The organism is Kaistella sp., assembly GCF_049588135.1.
In the GTDB taxonomy this organism is placed as follows: Bacteria; Bacteroidota; Bacteroidia; order Flavobacteriales; family Weeksellaceae; genus Kaistella.
Genome location: NZ_JBAVFG010000083.1, coordinates 1 through 21263 on the forward strand (window position 1 = coordinate 1; position 21263 = coordinate 21263).

At 34.2% G+C, this 21263-nt stretch carries 24 protein-coding genes and 1 tRNA gene; 10 read left to right on the forward strand and 15 right to left on the reverse strand.

What is annotated here, in order from left to right; translation table 11 throughout:
* The 5 genes from WBY99_RS04680 to ribA all read left to right on the forward strand — a co-directional run.
* Window positions 1–586, forward strand: a 586-nt coding sequence (locus tag WBY99_RS04680) for a murein hydrolase activator EnvC family protein (RefSeq protein WP_423975174.1), incomplete at its 5' end; no start/stop codon positions are given.
* A gap of 34 nt (window positions 587–620) precedes the next feature.
* Window positions 621–827 (forward strand): Sec-independent protein translocase subunit TatA/TatB, encoded by a 207-nt coding sequence (locus tag WBY99_RS04685; protein WP_423975175.1) that lies wholly within the window; start codon window positions 621–623, stop codon window positions 825–827.
* Window positions 828–838: 11 nt separating this feature from the next.
* A complete protein-coding gene (locus tag WBY99_RS04690) occupies window positions 839–1453 on the forward strand; it encodes a DUF4254 domain-containing protein (RefSeq protein WP_423975176.1) in 615 nt (204 codons plus the stop codon).
* A complete protein-coding gene (locus WBY99_RS04695) occupies window positions 1446–1901 on the forward strand; it encodes a hypothetical protein (RefSeq protein ID WP_423975177.1) in 456 nt (151 codons plus the stop codon). The genes WBY99_RS04690 and WBY99_RS04695 overlap by 8 nt, the downstream gene beginning before the upstream one ends.
* A gap of 11 nt (window positions 1902–1912) precedes the next feature.
* Window positions 1913–2515: a GTP cyclohydrolase II gene (gene ribA, locus WBY99_RS04700; protein WP_423975178.1), complete on the forward strand. Its 603-nt coding sequence runs from the start codon at window positions 1913–1915 to the stop codon at window positions 2513–2515.
* 4 nt (window positions 2516–2519) lie between these two features.
* Here ribA and deoD read toward each other — a convergent pair whose 3' ends face one another.
* The gene (gene deoD / locus WBY99_RS04705) at window positions 2520–3227 is read right to left on the reverse strand and encodes a purine-nucleoside phosphorylase (RefSeq protein ID WP_423975179.1); all 708 of its coding nucleotides are present in this window, start codon (window positions 3225–3227) and stop codon (window positions 2520–2522) included.
* A 148-nt stretch (window positions 3228–3375) separates the two neighbouring features.
* A complete protein-coding gene (locus tag WBY99_RS04710; protein WP_423975180.1) occupies window positions 3376–3894 on the reverse strand; it encodes a hypothetical protein in 519 nt (172 codons plus the stop codon).
* 108 nt (window positions 3895–4002) lie between these two features.
* Between WBY99_RS04710 and WBY99_RS04715 the strand changes: the two genes are divergently transcribed.
* From WBY99_RS04715 to WBY99_RS04725, 3 genes are all read left to right on the forward strand, one after another.
* Window positions 4003–5724: a glycoside hydrolase family 3 protein gene (locus WBY99_RS04715; protein ID WP_423975181.1), complete on the forward strand. Its 1722-nt coding sequence runs from the start codon at window positions 4003–4005 to the stop codon at window positions 5722–5724.
* 65 nt (window positions 5725–5789) lie between these two features.
* Entirely contained in the window at window positions 5790–6923 is a 1134-nt protein-coding gene (gene bshA, locus WBY99_RS04720) for an N-acetyl-alpha-D-glucosaminyl L-malate synthase BshA (protein ID WP_423975182.1), read from the forward strand.
* Window positions 6924–6982: 59 nt separating this feature from the next.
* A complete protein-coding gene (locus WBY99_RS04725; RefSeq protein ID WP_423975183.1) occupies window positions 6983–8245 on the forward strand; it encodes a DUF2851 family protein in 1263 nt (420 codons plus the stop codon).
* 207 nt (window positions 8246–8452) lie between these two features.
* On the opposite strand, the gene yajC is transcribed toward WBY99_RS04725, so the two are convergent.
* Genes yajC through nusB form a run of 3 tightly spaced genes read right to left on the reverse strand, consistent with a single transcriptional unit; the run spans window position 8453 to window position 10179 of the window.
* On the reverse strand, window positions 8453–8779 hold the full coding sequence (gene yajC, locus WBY99_RS04730; RefSeq protein ID WP_423975184.1) for a preprotein translocase subunit YajC: 327 nt from the start codon (window positions 8777–8779) through the stop codon (window positions 8453–8455).
* 13 nt (window positions 8780–8792) lie between these two features.
* Window positions 8793–9272 carry a DUF1573 domain-containing protein gene (locus WBY99_RS04735; protein ID WP_423975185.1) on the reverse strand — a complete coding sequence of 160 codons (480 nt, stop codon included), beginning with the start codon at window positions 9270–9272 and terminating at the stop codon, window positions 8793–8795.
* Window position 9273: 1 nt separating this feature from the next.
* Window positions 9274–10179 carry a transcription antitermination factor NusB gene (gene nusB, locus WBY99_RS04740; RefSeq protein WP_423975186.1) on the reverse strand — a complete coding sequence of 302 codons (906 nt, stop codon included), beginning with the start codon at window positions 10177–10179 and terminating at the stop codon, window positions 9274–9276.
* A 202-nt stretch (window positions 10180–10381) separates the two neighbouring features.
* Here nusB and WBY99_RS04745 point away from each other — a divergent pair, with 202 nt between their 5' ends.
* A complete protein-coding gene (locus WBY99_RS04745) occupies window positions 10382–12043 on the forward strand; it encodes an ABC transporter ATP-binding protein (RefSeq protein WP_423975187.1) in 1662 nt (553 codons plus the stop codon).
* A gap of 113 nt (window positions 12044–12156) precedes the next feature.
* Complete coding sequence (locus WBY99_RS04750) at window positions 12157–12492, forward strand: DUF3276 family protein (RefSeq protein WP_423975188.1); 336 nt, start codon at window positions 12157–12159, stop codon at window positions 12490–12492.
* Window positions 12493–12520: 28 nt separating this feature from the next.
* On the opposite strand, the gene WBY99_RS04755 is transcribed toward WBY99_RS04750, so the two are convergent.
* The 10 genes from WBY99_RS04755 to WBY99_RS04800 all read right to left on the reverse strand — a co-directional run bounded on the left by WBY99_RS04755 (window position 12521) and on the right by WBY99_RS04800 (window position 21262).
* Complete coding sequence (locus WBY99_RS04755; protein ID WP_423975189.1) at window positions 12521–13741, reverse strand: hypothetical protein; 1221 nt, start codon at window positions 13739–13741, stop codon at window positions 12521–12523.
* Window positions 13742–13815: 74 nt separating this feature from the next.
* Window positions 13816–13891, reverse strand: a tRNA-His gene (locus tag WBY99_RS04760).
* Between the two features lie 34 nt (window positions 13892–13925).
* Window positions 13926–14645 carry a bacillithiol biosynthesis deacetylase BshB1 gene (gene bshB1, locus WBY99_RS04765; protein ID WP_423975190.1) on the reverse strand — a complete coding sequence of 240 codons (720 nt, stop codon included), beginning with the start codon at window positions 14643–14645 and terminating at the stop codon, window positions 13926–13928.
* A 15-nt stretch (window positions 14646–14660) separates the two neighbouring features.
* Window positions 14661–15338, reverse strand: a complete 678-nt coding sequence (locus tag WBY99_RS04770; protein WP_423975191.1) for a hypothetical protein — start codon at window positions 15336–15338, stop codon at window positions 14661–14663.
* Window positions 15335–16204, reverse strand: a complete 870-nt coding sequence (gene rfbD / locus WBY99_RS04775; protein WP_423975192.1) for a dTDP-4-dehydrorhamnose reductase — start codon at window positions 16202–16204, stop codon at window positions 15335–15337. The genes WBY99_RS04770 and rfbD overlap by 4 nt, the downstream gene beginning before the upstream one ends.
* Complete coding sequence (locus tag WBY99_RS04780) at window positions 16204–16692, reverse strand: acyl-CoA thioesterase (RefSeq protein ID WP_423975193.1); 489 nt, start codon at window positions 16690–16692, stop codon at window positions 16204–16206. Before WBY99_RS04780 ends, rfbD begins: the two co-directional genes overlap by 1 nt.
* 62 nt (window positions 16693–16754) lie before the next feature.
* Window positions 16755–17249, reverse strand: coding sequence for an OmpH family outer membrane protein (locus tag WBY99_RS04785; RefSeq protein ID WP_423975194.1), 495 nt, complete (start codon window positions 17247–17249; stop codon window positions 16755–16757).
* Window positions 17250–17286: 37 nt separating this feature from the next.
* Window positions 17287–17931 carry an OmpH family outer membrane protein gene (locus tag WBY99_RS04790; RefSeq protein ID WP_423975195.1) on the reverse strand — a complete coding sequence of 215 codons (645 nt, stop codon included), beginning with the start codon at window positions 17929–17931 and terminating at the stop codon, window positions 17287–17289.
* 12 nt (window positions 17932–17943) lie between these two features.
* The gene (locus WBY99_RS04795; RefSeq protein WP_423975196.1) at window positions 17944–20481 is read right to left on the reverse strand and encodes a BamA/OMP85 family outer membrane protein; all 2538 of its coding nucleotides are present in this window, start codon (window positions 20479–20481) and stop codon (window positions 17944–17946) included.
* A 28-nt stretch (window positions 20482–20509) separates the two neighbouring features.
* Entirely contained in the window at window positions 20510–21262 is a 753-nt protein-coding gene (locus WBY99_RS04800; protein WP_423975197.1) for an isoprenyl transferase, read from the reverse strand.
* Window position 21263: the final 1 nt, after the last annotated feature.

Genomic DNA, 21263 nt, shown 5'->3' on the forward strand with positions numbered 1-21263 from the left:
AGAAACAAGAAGATTGGCAGCAGCAAAAGAATCAGCTGAAGCGGCAGCAAATGCAAAAGCAGCAGCCGATAGAGCAACTTCTGCCAGAGCTGCAGAAGCAACTATGGTGAAAAAAAATGATGATGAAAAGAAAGCTGCTGAAACAAAAGCCATGACCAACTATGGCGTTACCGCCGTCGTAGGAAACAACTTTGCCGCAAACCGTGGAAAAATGGGGATGCCAGTTTATGGAACAATTACTCACAGATTCGGACGACAGCCGCACCCAGTTTTCAAAAATATTACTGAAGAAAACAACGGTATTAAAATCGCTGTAACCAAAGGAACCGTTGCAAAATGTATTGCGCCCGGAACAGTTAGCCGAATTGTAGCTTCTGGCGATGGCACAAAATACGTCATGATAAAGCACGGCGACTATTTCACCATTTATGCAAACCTTTCTAACACGATGGTTTCGGCGAACCAGCAAGTAGCTGCAGGAACGCCAATAGGGACGGTTGCCTCTGATTTCGACGGAACTTATACCTTAGATTTTCAGATATGGAATGGCACAAGTCCTGTGGATCCATTAGGTTGGGTAAATTGAAAAATATAATTTAACTTTGCATAAAATTTAGAAGATGAATACACTTACAATACTAGCACTTTCTTGGCAACATTTATTAATCGTTGGCGTTATTATTTTGATTTTTTTCGGTGGTAGAAAAATCCCAGAAATGATGAGAGGTCTAGGCTCTGGTATCAAAGAATTTAAAGATGCCGTGAAAGAAGATGACCCTAAAAAACCAGAAGAGCCAAGAAGTAACTCAAGCTCTACGACTCCTTAAAAAAGACTTTAATGAATTTTACAGAAACTGCCTGGGAGGTCTTCAACCAGTCAATAAATGATTATCATATAAATGATGATGTAGATACTTCGGCAAATAATCCATATCCGAAAAATAGTTTGGAACATCTTTTGTATGCTAAGAATTGGATTGATACCGTTCAATGGCATTTGGAAGACCTAATTCGTGATGAAAACATCGATCCAACTGTAGCTTTAAAATTAAAAAGAACAATAGACTCTTCAAATCAAAAAAGAACTGATTTGGTAGAGTTTATCGACAGTTGGTTTCTACAGAAATATAAGAATAGTTCCCCAAATGCTGATGCTAAAATTAATTCTGAAACTCCCGCTTGGGCAGTGGATCGCTTATCAATTTTAGCATTAAAAGTCTATCATATGAAACTTGAAGCTCTGCGAGAGTCCGCAAGTGATGAGCACAGAAAAAAATGTTCTGTAAAATTAAATATTTTACTAGAACAGCAAACAGATCTTTCTGAAGCAATTGATCAATTGCTTTTTGATATAGAGAGCGGCAATGTTAAGATGAAGGTATACAAACAAATGAAAATGTACAATGATGAAAGTCTTAATCCGATCCTTTATCAAAATGTAAAAAATGCGTAAACTGAACTTTGGTTACATTCTAATATTACTGCTTACTTTATCTTGTTCGGTGGAGAAAATAAATCTTTCTCCAATTAGTGCCGTGAGTACACCAACTGAATCATATTCTTACCGCACCAGAAAAAATCTCATCGCTTATTCCTCGGAGATTAGTAATCTACTCATCTCATTTCCAAAATTTAGAAATGACGCAGTAAATACCGAAGTAGCAAAACTCAAATATCATCTAAAAGATTACATCGGTGCGATAGACGCCTATAATGTCAATGGACGAAATAATGCACAGCGAAATTTCGAAAAGTCATACAAAAAACTTCAAATTCTTAGAAAATATTTGAATAAAGACGACGACCAAGTTCTCAACCGATATCTGGTTCGAATTAAAACAAACATGACTTTTCTGGAAAGTTACATTTCAAAAGATTCCACCTCGACGTCCTCAAAATAGCAACAAACTCCATGTTAAAAATTCAAGCAGAATCAAACGTTCCAACAGAGTACGGAGAATTTCGTATGATTGCATTTTCTAAATCTGAAAACGACTGGATGCCGCACATGGCAATCATCGCAAAAAATACAGATTTCACAAAGCCGATCAATGTACGTTTTCATTCCGAATGTATTACTGGGGAAGTATTTCACTCCAAAAAATGTGAGTGCGGTCAGCAGCTTGATGCAGCAATGAATTTCATCCACAAAAACGGTGGGATTATTATTTATTTAAGACAAGAAGGAAGAAATATCGGCATCATCAATAAACTAAAAGCGTATGCATTACAAGAACAAGGTTTTGATACTGTAGAAGCTAATCTAAAACTAGGTCTTCCGGCTGATGACAGAAATTTCGATATTGCGATAGAAATTCTAAACATTCTAAATGTTAAAGCAGTGAATCTCTTGACCAATAATCCACAGAAACTAAAATTTGTAACAGACAGCAACATTCGCCTTAATAAAAGAATTCCTTTGCAGATAGACTCTACAAAGGAAAGTGAAGCATATTTAAAAACCAAAAAAGATTATTTTGGTCATCTTCTTGATGATGAAAACACCCTCCATTAATTCTTTATATTTTAATTGCTGTTTCTAAAGCAAGCTCAATCATAGGCGTTAACGCTGTTTCTCGCTGATCTGCTGAAATCTGATCTCCAGTAGGAATCACATCCGAAACCGTTAGAATTGTTGCAGCATTTTTTCCTAAATATTGCGCATTAGCGAAAAGTGCAAATGCCTCCATTTCTACTGCTGAACAATTGTATTTTGTAGCAATGGCAGGGAGCGCAGGATTTTTTCTATAGAAAATATCACTGGTATGAATATTTGTTGATTTTAAATTTAAGGATAATTCTTTTGCAGAATCATTAATTAATCCAAAAGCATTTCCTTGGTGAGACAATAAATCTTCTTCGATTTCCCATGCAAACTTTGCATAAGTGGATTCACTTGCCGCATGCTCAACATTTAACAGATCATACACTTTCAAATCGGTAGTATATGCGCCACAGGTTCCAATTCGGATAATCGTATCTACATCGAATTCTGTAAACAACTCATAAGAATAGATCCCAATACTCGGAATCCCCATCCCACTTGCTCCTACAGAGACTTCTTTCCCTTTATAAAGACCTGTGAAATAAAAAACATTTCTCGTTTTACTTACCAATTTCACATCTGTTAAGAAATTATCGGCAATATATTTTGCTCTTAAAGGATCGCCTGGTTGCAAAACCGTTTTAGCAATTTCTCCTTTTTTGGCTGCAATGTGAACACTCATTATTTATCTATTTTTGATTAATTATTCAGTTTATAAAGCTACAAAATTACCATTAATTATAAAATTAAAAAACATACTTTTCAACTGACTTTTAACACAAAAACCACTGCAATTACAGTGGTTTTTTTTTTCAATTTAAGAATATGATTTACAAATTCTTTATTTTAGAATCATCTATATTAAAGAACTTGATAACGCTATTGTAGTCAGAATAATCTACATTGGCATTTTTCCCACCAAGTGATGCAGGAACTAAAACAACTCTGAAAGTTTGATTATTTAAATATTGAGGCGTTGTAGAAATATCATAATTCCCATTGGCATAAATCATAATATCATTTTTACTGAAATCAAAATCATAATCTAACTCATTACCATTATTCAAAAATAAAGTTCTTGGAATCGACTGCCAAACTGGTGAACCACTATTATCAACACCCGTTTTTCGATATATTAAAACAACATCTGTATTAAAAAGTGGTTTTGTAAAGCTGCGACTAATGAAATATCCATTTTGAGCATCATGAGAAAAACTAACATTATTAATATCCAATACTACAGAATAAGTATCATTATCAGTTACTTTAACATTATCATTTCTATCAATACAGCTAACCGCTATAACACTAAATATTGCCATAAGCAGCAAGGTAACATACTTTTTCATTTTTAAATTTTTAAAGATTAATTGTTTTCAAGGTTTCAATTTGCATGCCATTACAGTATTCATTAAAAATTAAAAATTGTATTTTTGTTTCTCACTATTTTTAAAAAAATGAAAAAGATTGAAATCTCCTTTTTTCTCATCGTTCTATTTTGTGCTAACCTAGCATTACACTCCCAATATCAACCTAAAAATCTAAGCAAAGAAGATTTAAAAAAAGCCAATAATTGGGTCGATAAAACCTATAGCTCTCTTTCACAAGACGAAAAACTCGGGCAACTTTTTATTGTTGCACTGTATACCAACAAAGGAGAAGATTACATCAACAATGTGAGAAACATCGTGCTAAACGAAAAAATCGGTGGATTAATTTTGATGCAAGACGACGCAGCGCGAGAAATAAATTTAGTAAACGAATTTCAAAGCAAATCAAAAGTTCCTTTAATGATTGGGATGGACGCCGAATGGGGATTGTTCCAAAGAATTGCAGCGGCACATAAATTTCCTTGGGCGATGACTTTAGGCGCGATTCAAGATAAAAATTTAATTACCAAAATGGCAGCGAAAATCGCCGAAGATTCGCACAGAATGGGAATTAATTGGGATTTCGCACCCGTAGTTGATGTGAACACGAATCCTGATAATCCCATTATCGGGAACAGAAGTTTTGGTTCCGAAGTTTCAAACGTAATTAGCTCCGCAACAGCTTATGCAAATGGTTTGCAAGACCATAACATTTTGGCAGCAATCAAACATTTTCCGGGTCATGGTGATACCAGCACCGATTCACATTTGGATTTGCCCGTTGTTTCCCATCATTTAGATCGATTAAATTCCGTGGAACTCGCACCTTTCAAAGCATTGATGGACAAAGGAATTGGCGGCGTTATGATCGCACATTTATACGTTCCGGCATTGGAAAGTGGAAAGGGAATTCCGGCTTCGATTTCCAAAAATATCATTACCGGACTTTTAAAAGAAAAATATGGTTATAAAGGTTTAATTATCACCGATGCTTTAAATATGGGCGCCGTTGCAAAACGCTACAAACCCGGTGAATTAGATGCTTTAGCTTTCAAAGCGGGGAACGATATTATGTTATTTTCTGATGGCGTGAAGGAAGGAAAAAGATTGATTCAGTTAGCGATTGACAACAAAGAAATTTCGCAAAACCGTGTTGAAGAAAGCGTGAAAAAAATTCTTTTAACCAAATATTTTTTAGGATTAAATGAATATCAACCCCGAAACCCTGAAAATATCAATGAAGATCTGAACAACGATTCTCACAAAATTTTAGTTCAAAACCTTTATGCGAACGCTTTGACTTTAATTAAAGATGATAAAAAATTGCTGCCACTAAATTGCAAAGAAACTCATTATTACGTTCCGTTGGAAGAAGCGCCTTATCAAACTTTTCTGGATCAATTAAATTTAAACTCGACGATTATCCTTAAAAAACCTTCAGAAATCTCAACGATTCCGGCTAATTCAATGGTGATCGTCGGTTTTCATAAAGATAATTCCTCGGCTTACAAACCTTATAAAATTTCAGCGGAAAGCAACAAAGTTTTGGCTGATTTAAGCAAAAATCAAAACATTATTCTGACTGTTTTTGGCTCACCTTATGCGCTGAAAGATGTTGATATTTCAAAAGTTTCTACCGTTTTGGTCGCTTATGAAAACAACGATGATTCGATGACGGCAACAGCAAAAGCACTCTGTGGAGCAACAGAAATTTCGGGCAAACTCCCGGTTTTAGTCAATGAAAATTTGAAAGCCGGAATGGGATTGGATTTGAAAGCTTCTTCGAAAATCGACTTGAATAAAAAGTAAGAATTATAACTGAATAATAACAAAAAAATACAGAAACGGATTGCTTCGTTTCGCTCGCAATAATTATGAAAATAGGAATTCTCTGTTACCCAACCTACGGCGGAAGTGGCATCGTTGCTACAGAATTAGGCATGGCACTCGCTGACAAAGGTTATGAGGTACACTTTATAAGTTCTGCTTTACCCGCGAGATTAGATATTACCAATCCTAATATTTTTTTCCATAAAGTCAACGTGCAAACGTATCCGCTTTTTCAGTATCAACCTTATGATATTGCGCTTTCATCGATGATTTATCGGGTCGTGAATTTGTATAAACTCGATTTACTTCATGCGCATTATGCGATTCCTTACGCTTATGCGGCATTCACTGCGAAACAAATGCTGAAGGAAGAAGGCAAAGATATTCCTTTGGTAACCACGCTTCACGGAACTGATATTACTTTGGTTGGGCAACATCCGAGTTATAAACACGCAGTGGAATTCTCTATCAATCAATCTGATACGATAACCAGCGTTTCTGAAAGTTTGAAAAAAGACACCTTACAATTATTTAAAATAACGAAAGAGATTCAAGTTATCACTAATTTTATTGATAATACCGAATTTAAAAACGAAAGCATTTGTCACCGAAATCAATTCGCAACGAAAGATGAAAAAATATTGATTCACGTTTCTAATCTTCGTCCAGTTAAGCGTGTACAAGATGTTTTACAGATTTTCAAAAACGTAAATGCAAAAATAAAATCCAAACTCATCATCATTGGTGAAGGTCCTGATATGGAAATCATCAATGAATTTTTAGAAGACCATCCGGATTTAATTGGCAAAGTTCGCCTTTTAGGAAAGGTAAATGATTTGTATAAAATCCTACAATTGTCAGATGTTTTTCTCTTACCATCAGAACAGGAAAGTTTTGGTTTGGCGGCACTCGAAGCGATGGCAGCAGAAACGCCAGTAATCAGCTCTAATGCTGGCGGAATCCCCGAAGTGAACATTCAGGGAGAAACTGGTTATCTCACAGAAATCGGAAACGTAGAGGCCATGAGTAATTATACGATAAAACTTCTGAGCGATGATGCTTTATTGGCGAAAATGAAAAAGAATGCAAAAGAGCAAGCTCTTAAATTCGATTTAAAAAACATCTTGCCGCTCTATGAAGAAATGTACGCAGATACGCTGCATCGTTTTCAAAAATAGTTATTTCACCTTTTTTATTCAGAATTTGCTTTGTTACTTTGTAAGAATGAATTCTAACCATGAACGAAAAGTTGCTTCAATATCTTTGGAATTTCAAAATTTTCAAAAGTTTTGATTTTAAAGATGTGGAAGGCAACGATCTCGAGATTTTAGATTTCGGAAGATGGAATTTCGATTCTGGTCCCGATTTTCTCTTTGCTAAATTAAAAACGAACGATTTAGTTATCGCAGGAAATATAGAACTTCATGTAAAATCATCGGATTGGATTTTCCATAAGCATTCGGGGAACCCTGAGTTTGAAAACATTATTGCGCACGTTGTTTTCATTCATGATGTTGAAATTGAAGAATTTAAAAATAAAAATATTCCAACCTTAGAATTGAAAGATTATATCGATGAGAATATGCTTTCGAAATATGAAACTTTATTGCAGGAAACGCAATTTATTCCTTGCGAGAAAATTTTTAATCCAAACCATTTTCCTTTAAATTTTCATGAAGAAAGATTACTGAAAAAATTAGATGAAAAATCCATCGAAATTGAAGAATCGCTGAAACGCCATCAAAATAATTACGAAGCCATACTATTTCACCAATTGGCTTATGCTTTTGGATTAAAAGTAAATGCACTTATTTTCAAGCAATTAGCAGAAAACATCGACTATAAAATCTTTAGTAAAATTCGGCAAAATCAAACGCAGTTAGAAGCTCTTTTGTTTGGGATATGTGGCTGGATCGATCAGCAAAATGATGAACAGTCTCAGATTTGGAAGCGTGAATTTGAATTTTTAAAAGTTAAATATCAATTACCCAATTTCTATATTCACCCAAAATTTTCAAAACTTCGACCACCGAATTTTCCAACAATTCGGCTTTCACAATTGGCTTCATTATATCATCAAAACCAAAATTTATTTTCGAAACTCATTAATGCAAAAAATACCGATGAGATTCATCAAATATTCAGCAAGGTGAAAGCCAGTGAATATTGGAACAACCGATTTAATTTTGGAAAAATATCCTCTGTTAATAATGAAAAAAGCTTAACGAAAGATTTCGTTGATTTAATTTTAATTAATGCCGTTCTTCCCTTAAAATATACCTATCATAAAAATATCGATGAAAATATTCCAGATGAAATTTTGACTTTATACCAAAGCATTCCGCCTGAAAAAAACACGATTATCGACCAATGGAAAACACTAAAAGTAAATCCAAAAAGTGCTCTGGAAACACAATCTCTCTTATTTCATCACAGACATTTTTGTGAGAAGAAAGAGTGTTTACGTTGTGGCATCGGAATTCGATTAATGAATATTTAGTTCATTTATTTTGCAACTCTCAAAAATACTGATCCATTTCAGGTCATTCTCAATTGCGGAATATTAACAATAATTTTGTGTATAAACTAAAATTTGATTGGTTAAAATTACTTTTAAAAAATATAGTTCCTGTATACTTTTGTTAGGCTTAAAACAAAAGAAAGCAACCTCATTGAGATTGCTTTATAAATTATTATTTCGAAAATACTATTTCGTTTCCGGAGCGTTATCTGGAAAACGTTGCTGTGTAAATTCTCTTGAAATCGCTGCTTTTTCGAATTTCAATTTTCCAGAAAGCGTTTCTATTACGACTCCGTCTTCTTGGATTTGAGCAATTCTACCGTGCATACCTGAAGTAGTAACCACTCTGCTTCCTACTTTTAATTCAGATTGAAAGTTTTTTTCTTGCTTTGATTTCTTCATTTGCGGACGAATCATCAGGAAATAAAACCCGACGAACATTAGCCCCATCATGATCATTGTTGGCGTCATAGAACCTTCTGGTGCTGCAGCCTGTAAAAATATTGTTATCATTATATTAATTTAATTATGGTTGAATATCCGCAGAAAAAGTAATCACAATAGGAGCTTTTTCTACATTCGCATATATTTCTGCTTGTTTGTTAACGAGTCCGTCGAAATTCGATGAATCGAACTTCAAAGTGATTTTTCCTTTTTGTCCTGGAAGAATTGGTTCTTTGGTATAATCAGGAACGGTACATCCACAACCTGGCTTCACTTGAGAAATAATCAAAGGATTTTCTCCAGTATTGGTTACTTCGTAAGTATGTTCTTTATGATCTCCTTTTTTAATTTTACCGAAATCAAACTGTGCTTCAGATAGAGCAATATTTGTTAAAGGTTTTGCTTGCGCTTCTTTCACCATATCCTCTTGCGAATCTATGACAGGCGCAGCAGTTTGAGCAGTTTCTTCCTCGATAATGAGTTGATCTGCTTTCTGGTTTTTTTTACAACTTACTAAAGCTAAAGCAACAACTAGCGGTGCTATTTTAATAAAATTTTTCATATTAACTTCTGTTTAAATCTTTGGTATATTTATCTAAAATCCCATTGATGAAAATGTTAGAACGGTCGGTTGAAAACACTTTAGAAATTTCGATATATTCATTGATGATTACTCTACCTGGTGTTAATGGAAAATAATCGAGTTCTGTAATCGCAGCAATCAAAATAATTTTATCAATTAAAGCTACGCGGTCCAAATCCCAATTATCTAATCTTCCTTCTAATTTTTTCTCATTTTCTTCCCAATGGTTTAGGGATTCTTTTAAGAGTTTACGGGCGAAATCGCGATCGTCTTCATCTTTAATCATTTTAATTAAAGTATGACTCGGTTCATTTTCTTTAAAGAAACCAATTGTTTTCTGCATCATCGAATTGGAAATATGGAAATCATCTGCCCAACTGAGTTCTTTACCTTCAAGATGTTCATGAAAATCTTCATTTTCAGCGATATATCTTAAAAATAATTTCCCGATAAATTTCTGGTCAGCTTCGAAAGAATGTCCTTCTTCTTTCATAAAATCTTGATACCTTTTACCAGCCGACATTCGCTGAAACGTTTTCACTAACAACTCATCATAACGATCCCATTTTAAATCTTGGTGTTTAGAAGTAAATGAAAGGCGTTCCTCATTTTCTTCTAATTTAATTAAAACTTGATTGTTGATGAATTTTTGGTTGGGATTGGTTTCTTTATCAGTTTGAATATATTTATTCTTACCGATTTCGATTTGTCGTTCTGCTAAATCTTTCAGAGCCACCAAAAAATTAAGTTGGTAAATGTAAAGATGATAGATTTTATCGATTTCCGAGAACATATTCTTCTCTAACACATCGAATTTAATGGGATTTTGGTAATATGAATACAGCGATTCTATTACCTTTTCACGGATTTGTCTTCTTCCTAACATTTCAAAGAGCTTTTTATGGGTGCAAAGATAATAAAATTGTATCAAGTTGAGTCTTTTACCAAATAATTTATACTAAAGAATTATCGATTTCTGTCAAATAAAACGAATAGATATTTCTGAATTCTAAAAAATATCAATTTTCTATTTGTTATTTTTGCATAGGTTTATAAGCATGCAAACCGCTATAACCGAAAGAATACCTATGAACGCACTAAAGTCTCTTAATCCCTATTTTTGGAAACATAAAAACCTATTGTTTTATGGATTTCTATTCATTATTGCCAGTAACTTTTTCAATATTTTTAAAGTTCAGTTTGTTGGAAAATCGGTTGATGCAATTTCTAGTACAACTAGTTTGGGTTTTAATAAACAAGTTTTAATTAATGTTGCAATTATTGTAGGTTCATCATTGCTAACTGGACTTTTCACTTTTATGATGCGACAAACCATTATTGTAGCCTCCAGAGAAATCGAATATGAGCTGAAAAATAAAATCTACGACCATTATCAGGAATTATCGTTAACCGACTTTAAGAAAACAACCATCGGTGACTTGATGAATCGTCTAAGTGAAGACGTAGTTGCGGTAAGAATGTATCTTGGACCTGGTGTGATGTACGTTGCCAATCTATTGATTCTGTTAATCATTACGAGTATTTACATGCTCAACACCAACGTAGAAATGACTTTGTGGTCACTCCTACCATTGCCAATTCTTTCTTTTCTCATTTACAAAGTAAGTTCGATTATTAATAAAAAATCGAAAATAATGCAGAAGAGTCAGTCTGCGATTTCGACTTTTGTACAGGATAGTTTTTCGGGAATTCGTGTGGTGAAATTCTTTGCTAAAGAAGGTTATATAGAAAAAAACTACGGTATTAAAGTAAAAGATTATCAGGACAAATCACTGGATCTTGCAAAAACAGAAGCCTACTTTTTCACCATTATCCTGTTTGTAATCGGTTTATTAAATGTAGCTATCTTATTAATTGGTGGGCAGAAATATATGGCGAATGAACTTTCGGTTGGCAAGATTGCAGATTTCTTTTTATACATCAATATCTTAATTTTTCCATTTTCTATGGTTGGTTGGGTAACTTCTGTGAACCAAAGAGCAGCAGCATCGATGGCTCGAATTAATGAATTTCTCGATATGAAAAGTGATATCATTAACATGAGTAATGAAGTATATCCCATCAAAGGAACTATCGAATTTAGAAACGTTTCTTACATTTATCCAAATACAGGAATTAAAGCGCTTGATAATTTAAGTTTCACCATTGAAGCTGGCAAATCTTTAGCACTCATGGGGAAAACCGGAAGTGGAAAATCAACGATTGCACTTTTACTTTGTCGATTAATCGATCCTACCGAAGGAGAAATTTTCATTGATGGAAAAAGCCTGAAAGACCACAATTTAGAAAACTACCGCAAATTCATCGGTTATATTCCACAAGAAAGTTTTCTTTTTTCGGATACTATTGAAAATAATATTGGATTCGCGATCGACAAACCCTCTCATCAATTGGTAGAAAAATATTCAAAGAAAGCAGATATCCATAAAAACATTGTAAAGTTCAAAGACCAATACAAAACAATGGTTGGCGAACGCGGAGTCATGCTTTCTGGCGGACAAAAACAGCGGATCTGTATTGCAAGAGCGCTCATTAAGGAACCTACTATTTTGATCTTTGATGATTCGTTATCGGCTTTGGATACAGAAACCGAGGAAAACATCCTTCAAAACATTGAAAATGAAATCCATAACTGTACTTCAATTATTATTACACATCGGGAAAGCAGTGCTAAACGGGCGGATAAAATACTGAATCTCACCCCGATAGAAAATGAAAACCCAAACTAATTAATGCTTTTGTTATTGATAAGTCACTTTTTTTTGCAATTAATTAAAAATAAATTCCACAATCAAAAGAAATCTTTTATATTTGTTACACAACATTTGAAAAATAGCTATAAATGAGTGATTACAAGGAACGCCACGAAAATGAAATTTTCACAAAGGTATTGAAGGCAGGGAGAAGAACCTATTTCTTTGATGTGCGCGAAACCAAAGCAGGAGATTATTATCTAACGATTACCGAAAGTAAAAAGAACTTCGGTGAGAATGGAGAAGCAACTTTCGAGAAACATAAAATCTACTTATACAAAGAAGATTTTAAGAGTTTCGAAGAAATGTTTAAAGAATCCACAGATTTCATCATTGGTCAAAAAGGCGAAGATGTAATTTCTGAAAGACATGACAAAGATTTCAAATCGAAATCATTTACCATTGAGTCAGACGAAGAGATTTAATTAGACTTCGATAAAGGATAAAAAGCATTCAGAATTTGAATGCTTTTTTTGTTGAAATTTTAAAATAAGAACCGTTTTCATCCTGAAAAGATTTAACAATCACCACAGTAAAGATTGGATAGAAGAGCAGAAAGTATCTCGGCATGGGTGCGATACTATAGAAAAACAGAAAAAAAAGATAAAAACTCAATGTGAAAATTAATAAGTAATTGCTTCTAATACTTTTCAATCTTTTCATTGCCAATATTAAGATTACCTGAAAAATAACAAAAAAAATACTGTAGAAAACATAAATCCCATGTTTAGATAATCCATTATAATTAGGGAAATATTGCAAAAGATTAATTACAAACTTTTGAACTGTTAATTTCAAAAATAAGATTGGATGCTGATGCATAAAATCTTTATTAAGAGTGGACAGATGTTCATCAATTTCTTTTTCACTATTAAATTCCTTGTACAAGACATCTATGGACTTATTTTGCTTAGTTTCAGGGGCATAAGGAAAATTATAGCTCGAAAAAATATCATAAGCTTCATTATAGCCTTTTGCGAAATTATAATTAAGAGACGTAGCGTACGTAAATTTACCAATCTCCATATAATTCCTAATAGTCCAAGGCAAATATGCAAGAAAAATAAAGAAAAGAATCTTGATAAAATAGAACACATTGATTTTTCGAAGGAATAAATAGATTAATCCAGCTAATATTAGAATAAAAAGAAATTCATATCTAATATATAGTCCTGCGATGCTTATCACTGCTATATAAAAGACATCTCCTTTATTCACAACCTTTTCATTGTAAATTTTATATAGCAAGGCAAAGAACACACACAATATGCTTATGGAAAGCGAAAAAGAGCTTATGCTCACGCTTCCTACAAATATTGGAGGAAAAAACAGTACCGATAAAAAGAGAATGATTATTCCCGATTGATGAAGTCCTTCTTTCAGAAATGTTTTGAAAAGGTAATACAGGGAAAAATAATAAATGATTCCCTGAATGAAGCAAGACATTTTCATCCAGTTAGTAAAGCCAAAAACCTTTTTACAGATTAACAGGTAGTAAGAATAAAATGGCGGCATATACGCTGTTGGAAATCCATACATTCGATATCCTTTATCCATTACAAAATCATTCATAATGATTTTCCACTCATGCTCCAATTGTACCTCTTTTTGTAGCGAAATCAATAAAATAATGATGTAAAGTAAAAAAAGAGTATAATATATTTTATTTTTCATGAGTAACTATATCTTAAACTTAGAAAATGAAAATAAAAAAAACGCATCCTATTTAACAGGATGCGTTTTAACGTGGGTGAATGAGGGGTCTCGAACCCCCGACCTCCGGAACCACAATCCGGCGCTCTAACCAACTGAGCTACAATCACCGTTTGAGGGTGCAAATATAAGATTTTTCAATATACTACAAAACAATTCCATCAAAATTTTTAAAAGCAATCAACTTTTCTGTCGTAAATCCTTCTGCAAAAGCAACTCCCGACAGTCGACCTAAGTCTTGAGCTCTATAAGTTAAGCTCTCTAAGAAGTCTTTGGAAGCAATTGGCGTCATTGGCTCTTTCGAATTTGGATCATAAAACTGAGTTTTGTACGCAAGACATACTTCTATCTTCTTCGGCATAAAATCTGAAACGTCAACCACGAAATCTGGCGTAATATGTTTCCACTGAATATAATTGAAAATATGTTTTGGACGCCAAGGTTTTTGATTTTCGTTTTCTAAAGTAGTTTCTATTTTGACAAGTCCAGAAAGGAAACAGGCATCAGAAACCAACTTAGAAGCTTTTGCATGATCAGGATGACGATCATCAATCGCATTTGAAAATACAATTTCTGGTTGATATTTTCGAATCATCTTCACGATTTGCATTTGATATTCTTCGGAATTATTGAGGAAACCATCTTTCATTTTTAGATTGGTTCGATCAGAAATTCCTAAAATTTTCGATGCATTCGCCGCTTCTTCTGCTCTTGTAATATTGGTTCCACGAGTTCCAAGTTCACCTTGCGTTAAATCGACGATCGCAACCGTTTTACCTTCAGAAATCAGCTTTGCTAAAGTTCCGCCACATCCTAATTCCACATCGTCAGGATGCGCTCCTATTGCTAAAATATCTACTTTCATATCGCTAAAATTTCGTTATTTAAAATATTGATAAATCGTTGTTAGAAATTGTCCGTAAGATTGCTCCAGTCTTATGATATCTCCAGATTTCAAATTAATTCCCGGCTTACCATATTCATTTGAATTCACTGAAACACCCGACAGTTGAAAATATTGAACCGGCTGGTTTTCCTGTGCTGCAATTTTTATGCTTGAACCCAATAGTTTCCGAGTCGAGATGGTATAAATTTCTCCTGTCGCCAATTTTAACTCTGTATATGTTCTTGGTTCAAAAACCTTCTTTTCGTTATTAATGGAAATGGTTTGTTTTTGATAAGGCGATGAAATCAAATAAACGGTGTTGTCTTCTTTGGGAAAGTCTGAAGCCGACACGTAATACAAATTAAGTTTATAATGATGCGGATCGAACTTAGACCAAGCTCCATCAACGTTTTGAAAAGGCTGATAGGCGAAGGCATTTGCTCCGATTTCTTTTGCTTTTTTGTAAATCATGCCAAATACTTTAACATCGTTATCTGAAAAACCCTGAACTTCAACTTCTCCCAAATATTCTGATGGAACTGATTCAGGATTTATTTTATAAAAAAGCTTACCATCGCTGGTATGAGATTTCACCACTTTATTCAGCACAACATTCTGTGCTAAAAAGAAAGTTGATAAAAATGTAAAATATAAAAAAACTAATTTTTTCATTCGTTGATTGTTGCTAGAGTTTCTATACAATCTTGAAGAGAATGTTCCCAATGGATGGGTTCAATCCCGTACACTTGTTCTATTTTATCTAAAGCCATGGTGCTGCGTTTTGGTCGTTTTGCTGGCGTGGGAAACTCTTCAGTAGTAATCGCTTTCAGTTTAATTTTCGAGTCAGAAAGTTCGGCAATTTTAGAGGCAAAGTCAAACCAATTCGTTTCGGGATAATTTGAAAAATGGAAAATCCCAAAAGTTTTCGGATCTGATTCAATAATTTTCATCACCGCATTTGCTAAATCATTTGCGTTGGTTGGTTGACCAAACTGATCTGCAACAATTCCCAATTCCTCTTTTGTTGAAAAGAGATTCAGCATTGTTTTCACAAAGTTTTTGTTAAACTCCGAATACAACCAAGAAGTTCGGATTATAATCGATCTAGGATTATTCTCAAGCGCAAGCTCTTCTCCTTTCAATTTCGAAGCTCCGTAAACGCCTTGTGGATTGGTGAAATTATCTTCTGAATAGGAAATATTACTTTCACCATCGAAGACATAATCTGTTGAAATATGAATTAAAACGGTTTTCGAAGTTTTACAAGTTTCTGCTACATTTGCGACTCCTTCGGCATTTACTGCAAAAGCTTTTTCTGGCTCTTTCTCGGCTAAATCTACAGCGGTGTAAGCAGCGGCATTAATACAAAAGTCAGGTTTGTAGTCCTCAAAAAAAACCTCAACTGCACCATGATTGGTAATATCTAAATCTTTAGAGTCTGCGAAATTAAATTCAAATCGATTTTCAAAATCAGTTGCTAATTTTTTAAAACAATTTCCTAACTGTCCATTACTGCCAATTACAAGTATTTTCTTCATTATAGATTTGCCTTTTTATTTTGTTTTCTAAAATACGATACACGAGTTTGAAAATCCTTTTCTTCTACATCGACCAGAAATTTCTCAAAAAGTTGTTTGGTGTCAGCTGGATGTATGTCTGATTTACGGGTTTTCATATTGAAATAAATAACCGTCACCCACAATATACTGTGAATCGTTTTACCGTCTTCGCTTTTCATTAAAATTTCAACTTTGGAAAGACGATCGCCAACTTCAATCGTTTTACTTGAAATCTGAACTTTCGCGTTATAACGAACTTCCTTTAAATAGGCGATTTCATTTTGAATGGTAATCCAGGTACAACCTGTTTTTCTGGTATATTCTTCATAGGTAAATCCATACCCAGATTCTACATGATCTTCTCTGGCATTGAGCATGTATTCTAAATATTTCACATTATTGAGATGCCCGATTGGATCGCAGTCGCTAAACCGGATTTTTGACAGATTTGAAATTTCTTTTTGCATGGTACAAAATTAAAAAAACCATCCCAGATAATTGGGATGGTTTGGAATATTAAAATAAACTCTTAAAGTCCTAATTCTTTCTTTACTGCAGGAGTTGCATCTGGACCACCTTTGTAAATTAATGCTTGTGCATCGATAATAAAATCATATCCGTTTGCTTTCGCTACTTTCTCTACCGCTTTATTCAATTTTTCGACAATTGGCTTAATAGCGTTATCTCTTTTTTGCGCCAAATCATTTTGAGCTGTTTGCTGAATTGCTTGCAAATTTTGTTGTCTTTTTTGAAAATCAGCTTCTTTCGTTTGTCTTTGAGCTTCTGTTAATTTCGCTACTTCTGCTTGATATTGTTGAACATCTTTTTGAAATGCTTCTGCTTGTTTATTTATTTCGTCACCTTTAGTTTTGCTAAAAGCTTCTAAATCAGTCGTCATTTTCTTAGTTTCTGGCATTACCGCTAATACCGCTTCGTAATCCATCATTGCAACTTTCTGCGCTTTTGCAACTCCTACGGTTGCAAACATCATTACTGCTGCAAATAATACACTTAGTTTTTTCATAGTTGAGGTTAAATAAATTTATTGATTGGTTTGTTAATTATTTTAATTCTTTTGTTTCTGGTTCCAATGCTTTAGCACTAGATCTGGTTCTCATCGTTTTCATTTTTTCATTTCTCTCCATCATATTTCTTGTTGATGGTTTAGAATCGGTTTCTGTCTTTTTAGCGGGAGAATTTTTCAGCAACAAATCTAACACTTTATCTGTATAATCGTATCTTTTATCAAGAAAAATCACACTAATGTTATTACTTTTATCAAGAACTATGCCCAAAGTGTTTTTCTCTGAAACGGTTTTTATAGCTCCCCAGATCAAATCCTGAAATGGTTTTGTCAAATTAGATCTCGCATTATTGATTTCTCCCATTGACCCAAAACGGTTATTGATCATCCCTTTAATTTTCTTATCTAAATCATCCACTTCTTTCTGGCGAAGTTTTAACTGATCACCAATAAGAAGAACTTTTTCATTTTCGAGGGTCATTTTTTTCTTTTCAAATTCTGTTTGCAAAGTTTGAATTTCATTTTGCCAATTGGCAATTTGTTCATTCAGACGCTTTTCTGCTTCTTTGTATTGAGGTAATTTGCTGAGGATATAATCGGTATCAACAACTCCAATTTTCTGCGCATTTGCAAAGCTTGTAAAAGACAAAATAGCCAGAAATAATAATTGAAACTTTTTCATTTTTAATTAAATTTATAATGATTGGTTCATCAGGAAGTGGGTCTTCCAACCTGACGGCTCTGTTCCCATAATTGTTTTATCGAATCCGTAAGCGAAATCGAACCCAATTAATCCGAACGCTCCCATGTACACTCTAATCCCAACTCCGGCAGAACGCTTCAAGTTGAATGGATTATAGCTTCCGAATGAGTCATATGCATTCCCTCCTTCCAAGAAAGAAAGTGCATAGATCTTCGCCGTTTGATTCATTGATATTGGATAACGTAATTCTAAAGCAAATCTATTATAGATTGTTGCTCCACCGTATGGAGTTATATCATCAGCCATTCCTCCCGTTGAAGAAGCGTTTTCATAACCACGAAGTGGCACTAATTCTCTTCCATCATATCTTCCTCCGAAAAGTCCGGTACCACCAACATAGAATCTCTCAAATGGTGGCGCACCCAATTCTTTATTATATCCGTTTAAGAACCCCATTTCGGCGGTACTTCTTAAGACCACTTTTCCTACGACGGTGTTATAAGTATCGGCTTTTAGCTTTACTTTATAAAATTCGAGTAATTTGTATTTGTCCACTGGCGTCATTGTAGAATAATCTTTATGATTAAACAGTGAATATGGCGGCGTAAATTTTATGGAAGTCTCTATATTGGATCCTTGTGTGGGGAATATTGGATCTAATCCTGCAGAATTTCTACTTAAACCAACATTAAAACTAAATGTTTTTGCAGATCCATAATACTCTGTCGTATTCCCAAACTGGAATGGATAATTCTCGAAATCATAGCTCTGGAATTGAATTCCGGTATACAATGAGAAATAATCATCTGGCCATCTTAATAGTCTATTTAAACCAGCACTCGCGGAGAATATATTCAGTTTTTGGGTTGAGCCATATTGGTCTGAATAACGAACTAATGATTGATTCACTCCTACTGAAAGAGCAGTAGCTTTTGTTCCAAACAACCAAGGCTCTGTAAATGAAATCCCATAATTCTGGAAGAACTGACCTGCCTGAGCTTGAACAGATAATGTTTGTCCATCACCTTGAGGAACGGGTTTAAAGTCTTTGAATTTAAGAAAATTTCTCAGTGAGAAGTTATTAAAGGTAAGCCCTAAAGTTCCGATGAATGAGCCACCACCGTACCCAGCTTGTAACTGAACCTGTGAGGAACCTTTCTCTACCAAAGTCCAATGTACATCTACGGTATTATCTTGTGGACTAGGCGTGATTTGCTGACCAACTTGTTGTGGATCAAAAAACTGCATTCCTGCCAAATCAAAATAAGTTCTTTTGATATCGCTTTTTGCAAATAAACTTCCTGGTTTGGTTCTTAATGACCGAAGAATTACGTGATCATGGGTGGTAACGTTTCCGCTCCAAGTTACGCGATTCCAAGTTGCTTTTTCACCTTCATTAATTCTAATTTCTAGATTAATGGAATCTCCTTTTACTGATTTTTCAATCGGCGTTACATTAGAGAATAAATATCCATTATTCATATAGATTGACTTGATGTCGGAATCATCTTCTTTACCACCGTCTTCACCAACTTTCTTGTTGAAACCTACTGCATCATATATATCACCAGTTTTATAACCCAATATTTTTTGCAAATAATCGGTAGAGAATGCTGTATTTCCTAAGAAATTAACATCTCCGATATAGTATTTTTTACCTTCGGTAAGTTTTACATTAATTTCGAATTGATTCTTTTGATTTCTCCAAACAGAATCAGAAACAATCTGTGCATCACGGAAACCTAGCGATTTGTAATAATTGATCAAGTTACCTTTATCTTCATCATATTTTTCTTGGATGAATTTAGAAGGTTTTAAAATTCCTGTGATACTCAAGCTTTTCTGTTTGGTATCTTTAAAGCCTTTCTTACGAAGTTTGTTATCGGAAACACTTTCGTTCCCTTCAAATTCGATATGGCTAATTTTAATTCTTCTCCCTTTATCTACCGTGATTGTCCAGTCTACCAAATTAGGATCACCAGCATTTACTTGATCTTGAATCGTCACTTTAGCATCTGCAAACCCTTTTTTAACATACTCTTTCGGGATATTGGTTTTCAGTGTTGATACTAAATTCTGAGTGATTTTAGTTCCAGGTTTGAGGCTATTGTCTTTCGCAAGTTTTTCATTTTTCGACTTTCCAATTCCTTTGCCTTTAAATTTAACTTCTCCCAGCTCTTTTAAATCCTGAAGGTTAAATCGCAAAACGACTTGATCGCCTTCGATGCTTTCGATATATACCTCAACTTCCGAAAAAGATTGGGTTTCCCAAAGTTTCTTAATTGCATTACTGATTTTTTGCCCTGGAATTTCTACGCTTTCATTTTTATTAAGACCTGTAAATCTTAAAATCTGGGCAGTAGTAAATTTTTTCACACCATCTACGACAATGTCTTTCAGGATATAAGTTCCGGCTTCGTCTTGAGCGTGAACAGCGTTGCTTTCCTGGGTATTTTGCTGGGGCGTAATCTGACCATAAAAATGGGCTGATGCCGCAAACATGATGATCGGTAAGAATTTAAACTTCATTTTTTATCTTGCTAACTATTTCTTATTTTTATAATTGTTCGTCAAGCTGCTCGCTTGTTTTACCGAATCTTCTTTCTTTGTTTTGGTAATCATCAATGCATTTAAAGAAATCTTCTTTACCGAAATCTGGCCAAAGAATATCTAAAAACTGCAATTCTGCATAAGCAATTTGCCACAGCAGAAAGTTACTGATTCTTACTTCGCCACTGGTTCTGATTAACAAATCAACTGGTGGGAGATCTTTGGTATATAAATGATTTTCAAAAACCTTTTCGGTAATATCTTCTTCATTGAGTTCACCATTTTTTACTTCGATACTTATTTGTTTTACGGCATTCAAAATTTCTTTTTGAGAGCCGTAACTTAAAGCCAATATCAGGTTTCCTCTCTTATTATTTTTGGTAATTTCAACCAATTGCATCAATTGGTCTTGAACCAATTCGGGTAATTTTTTAATATCCCCAATAATGTGCATTCGCAAACCTTTGCTAAATATATCTTCCGCTTCCAAAAGCAGCGTTTCTGAAATCAAACTCATCAAGGAGCTTACTTCATCTTCTGGTCTTTTCCAATTCTCTGAAGAAAAAGTATAGAGCGTAAGATAAGGAATGTTAATTTCATTACAAGCATTCACCGCATTTCTCACAGCCTGGATCGCATGTTTATGCCCGAAGGTTCTTTCCTTCCCACGGGATTTTGCCCATCTTCCGTTCCCATCCATAATGATGGCAACATGTTTTGGAAGATGATCCATATTTAATTTTTCTTTTATCGACTGCATT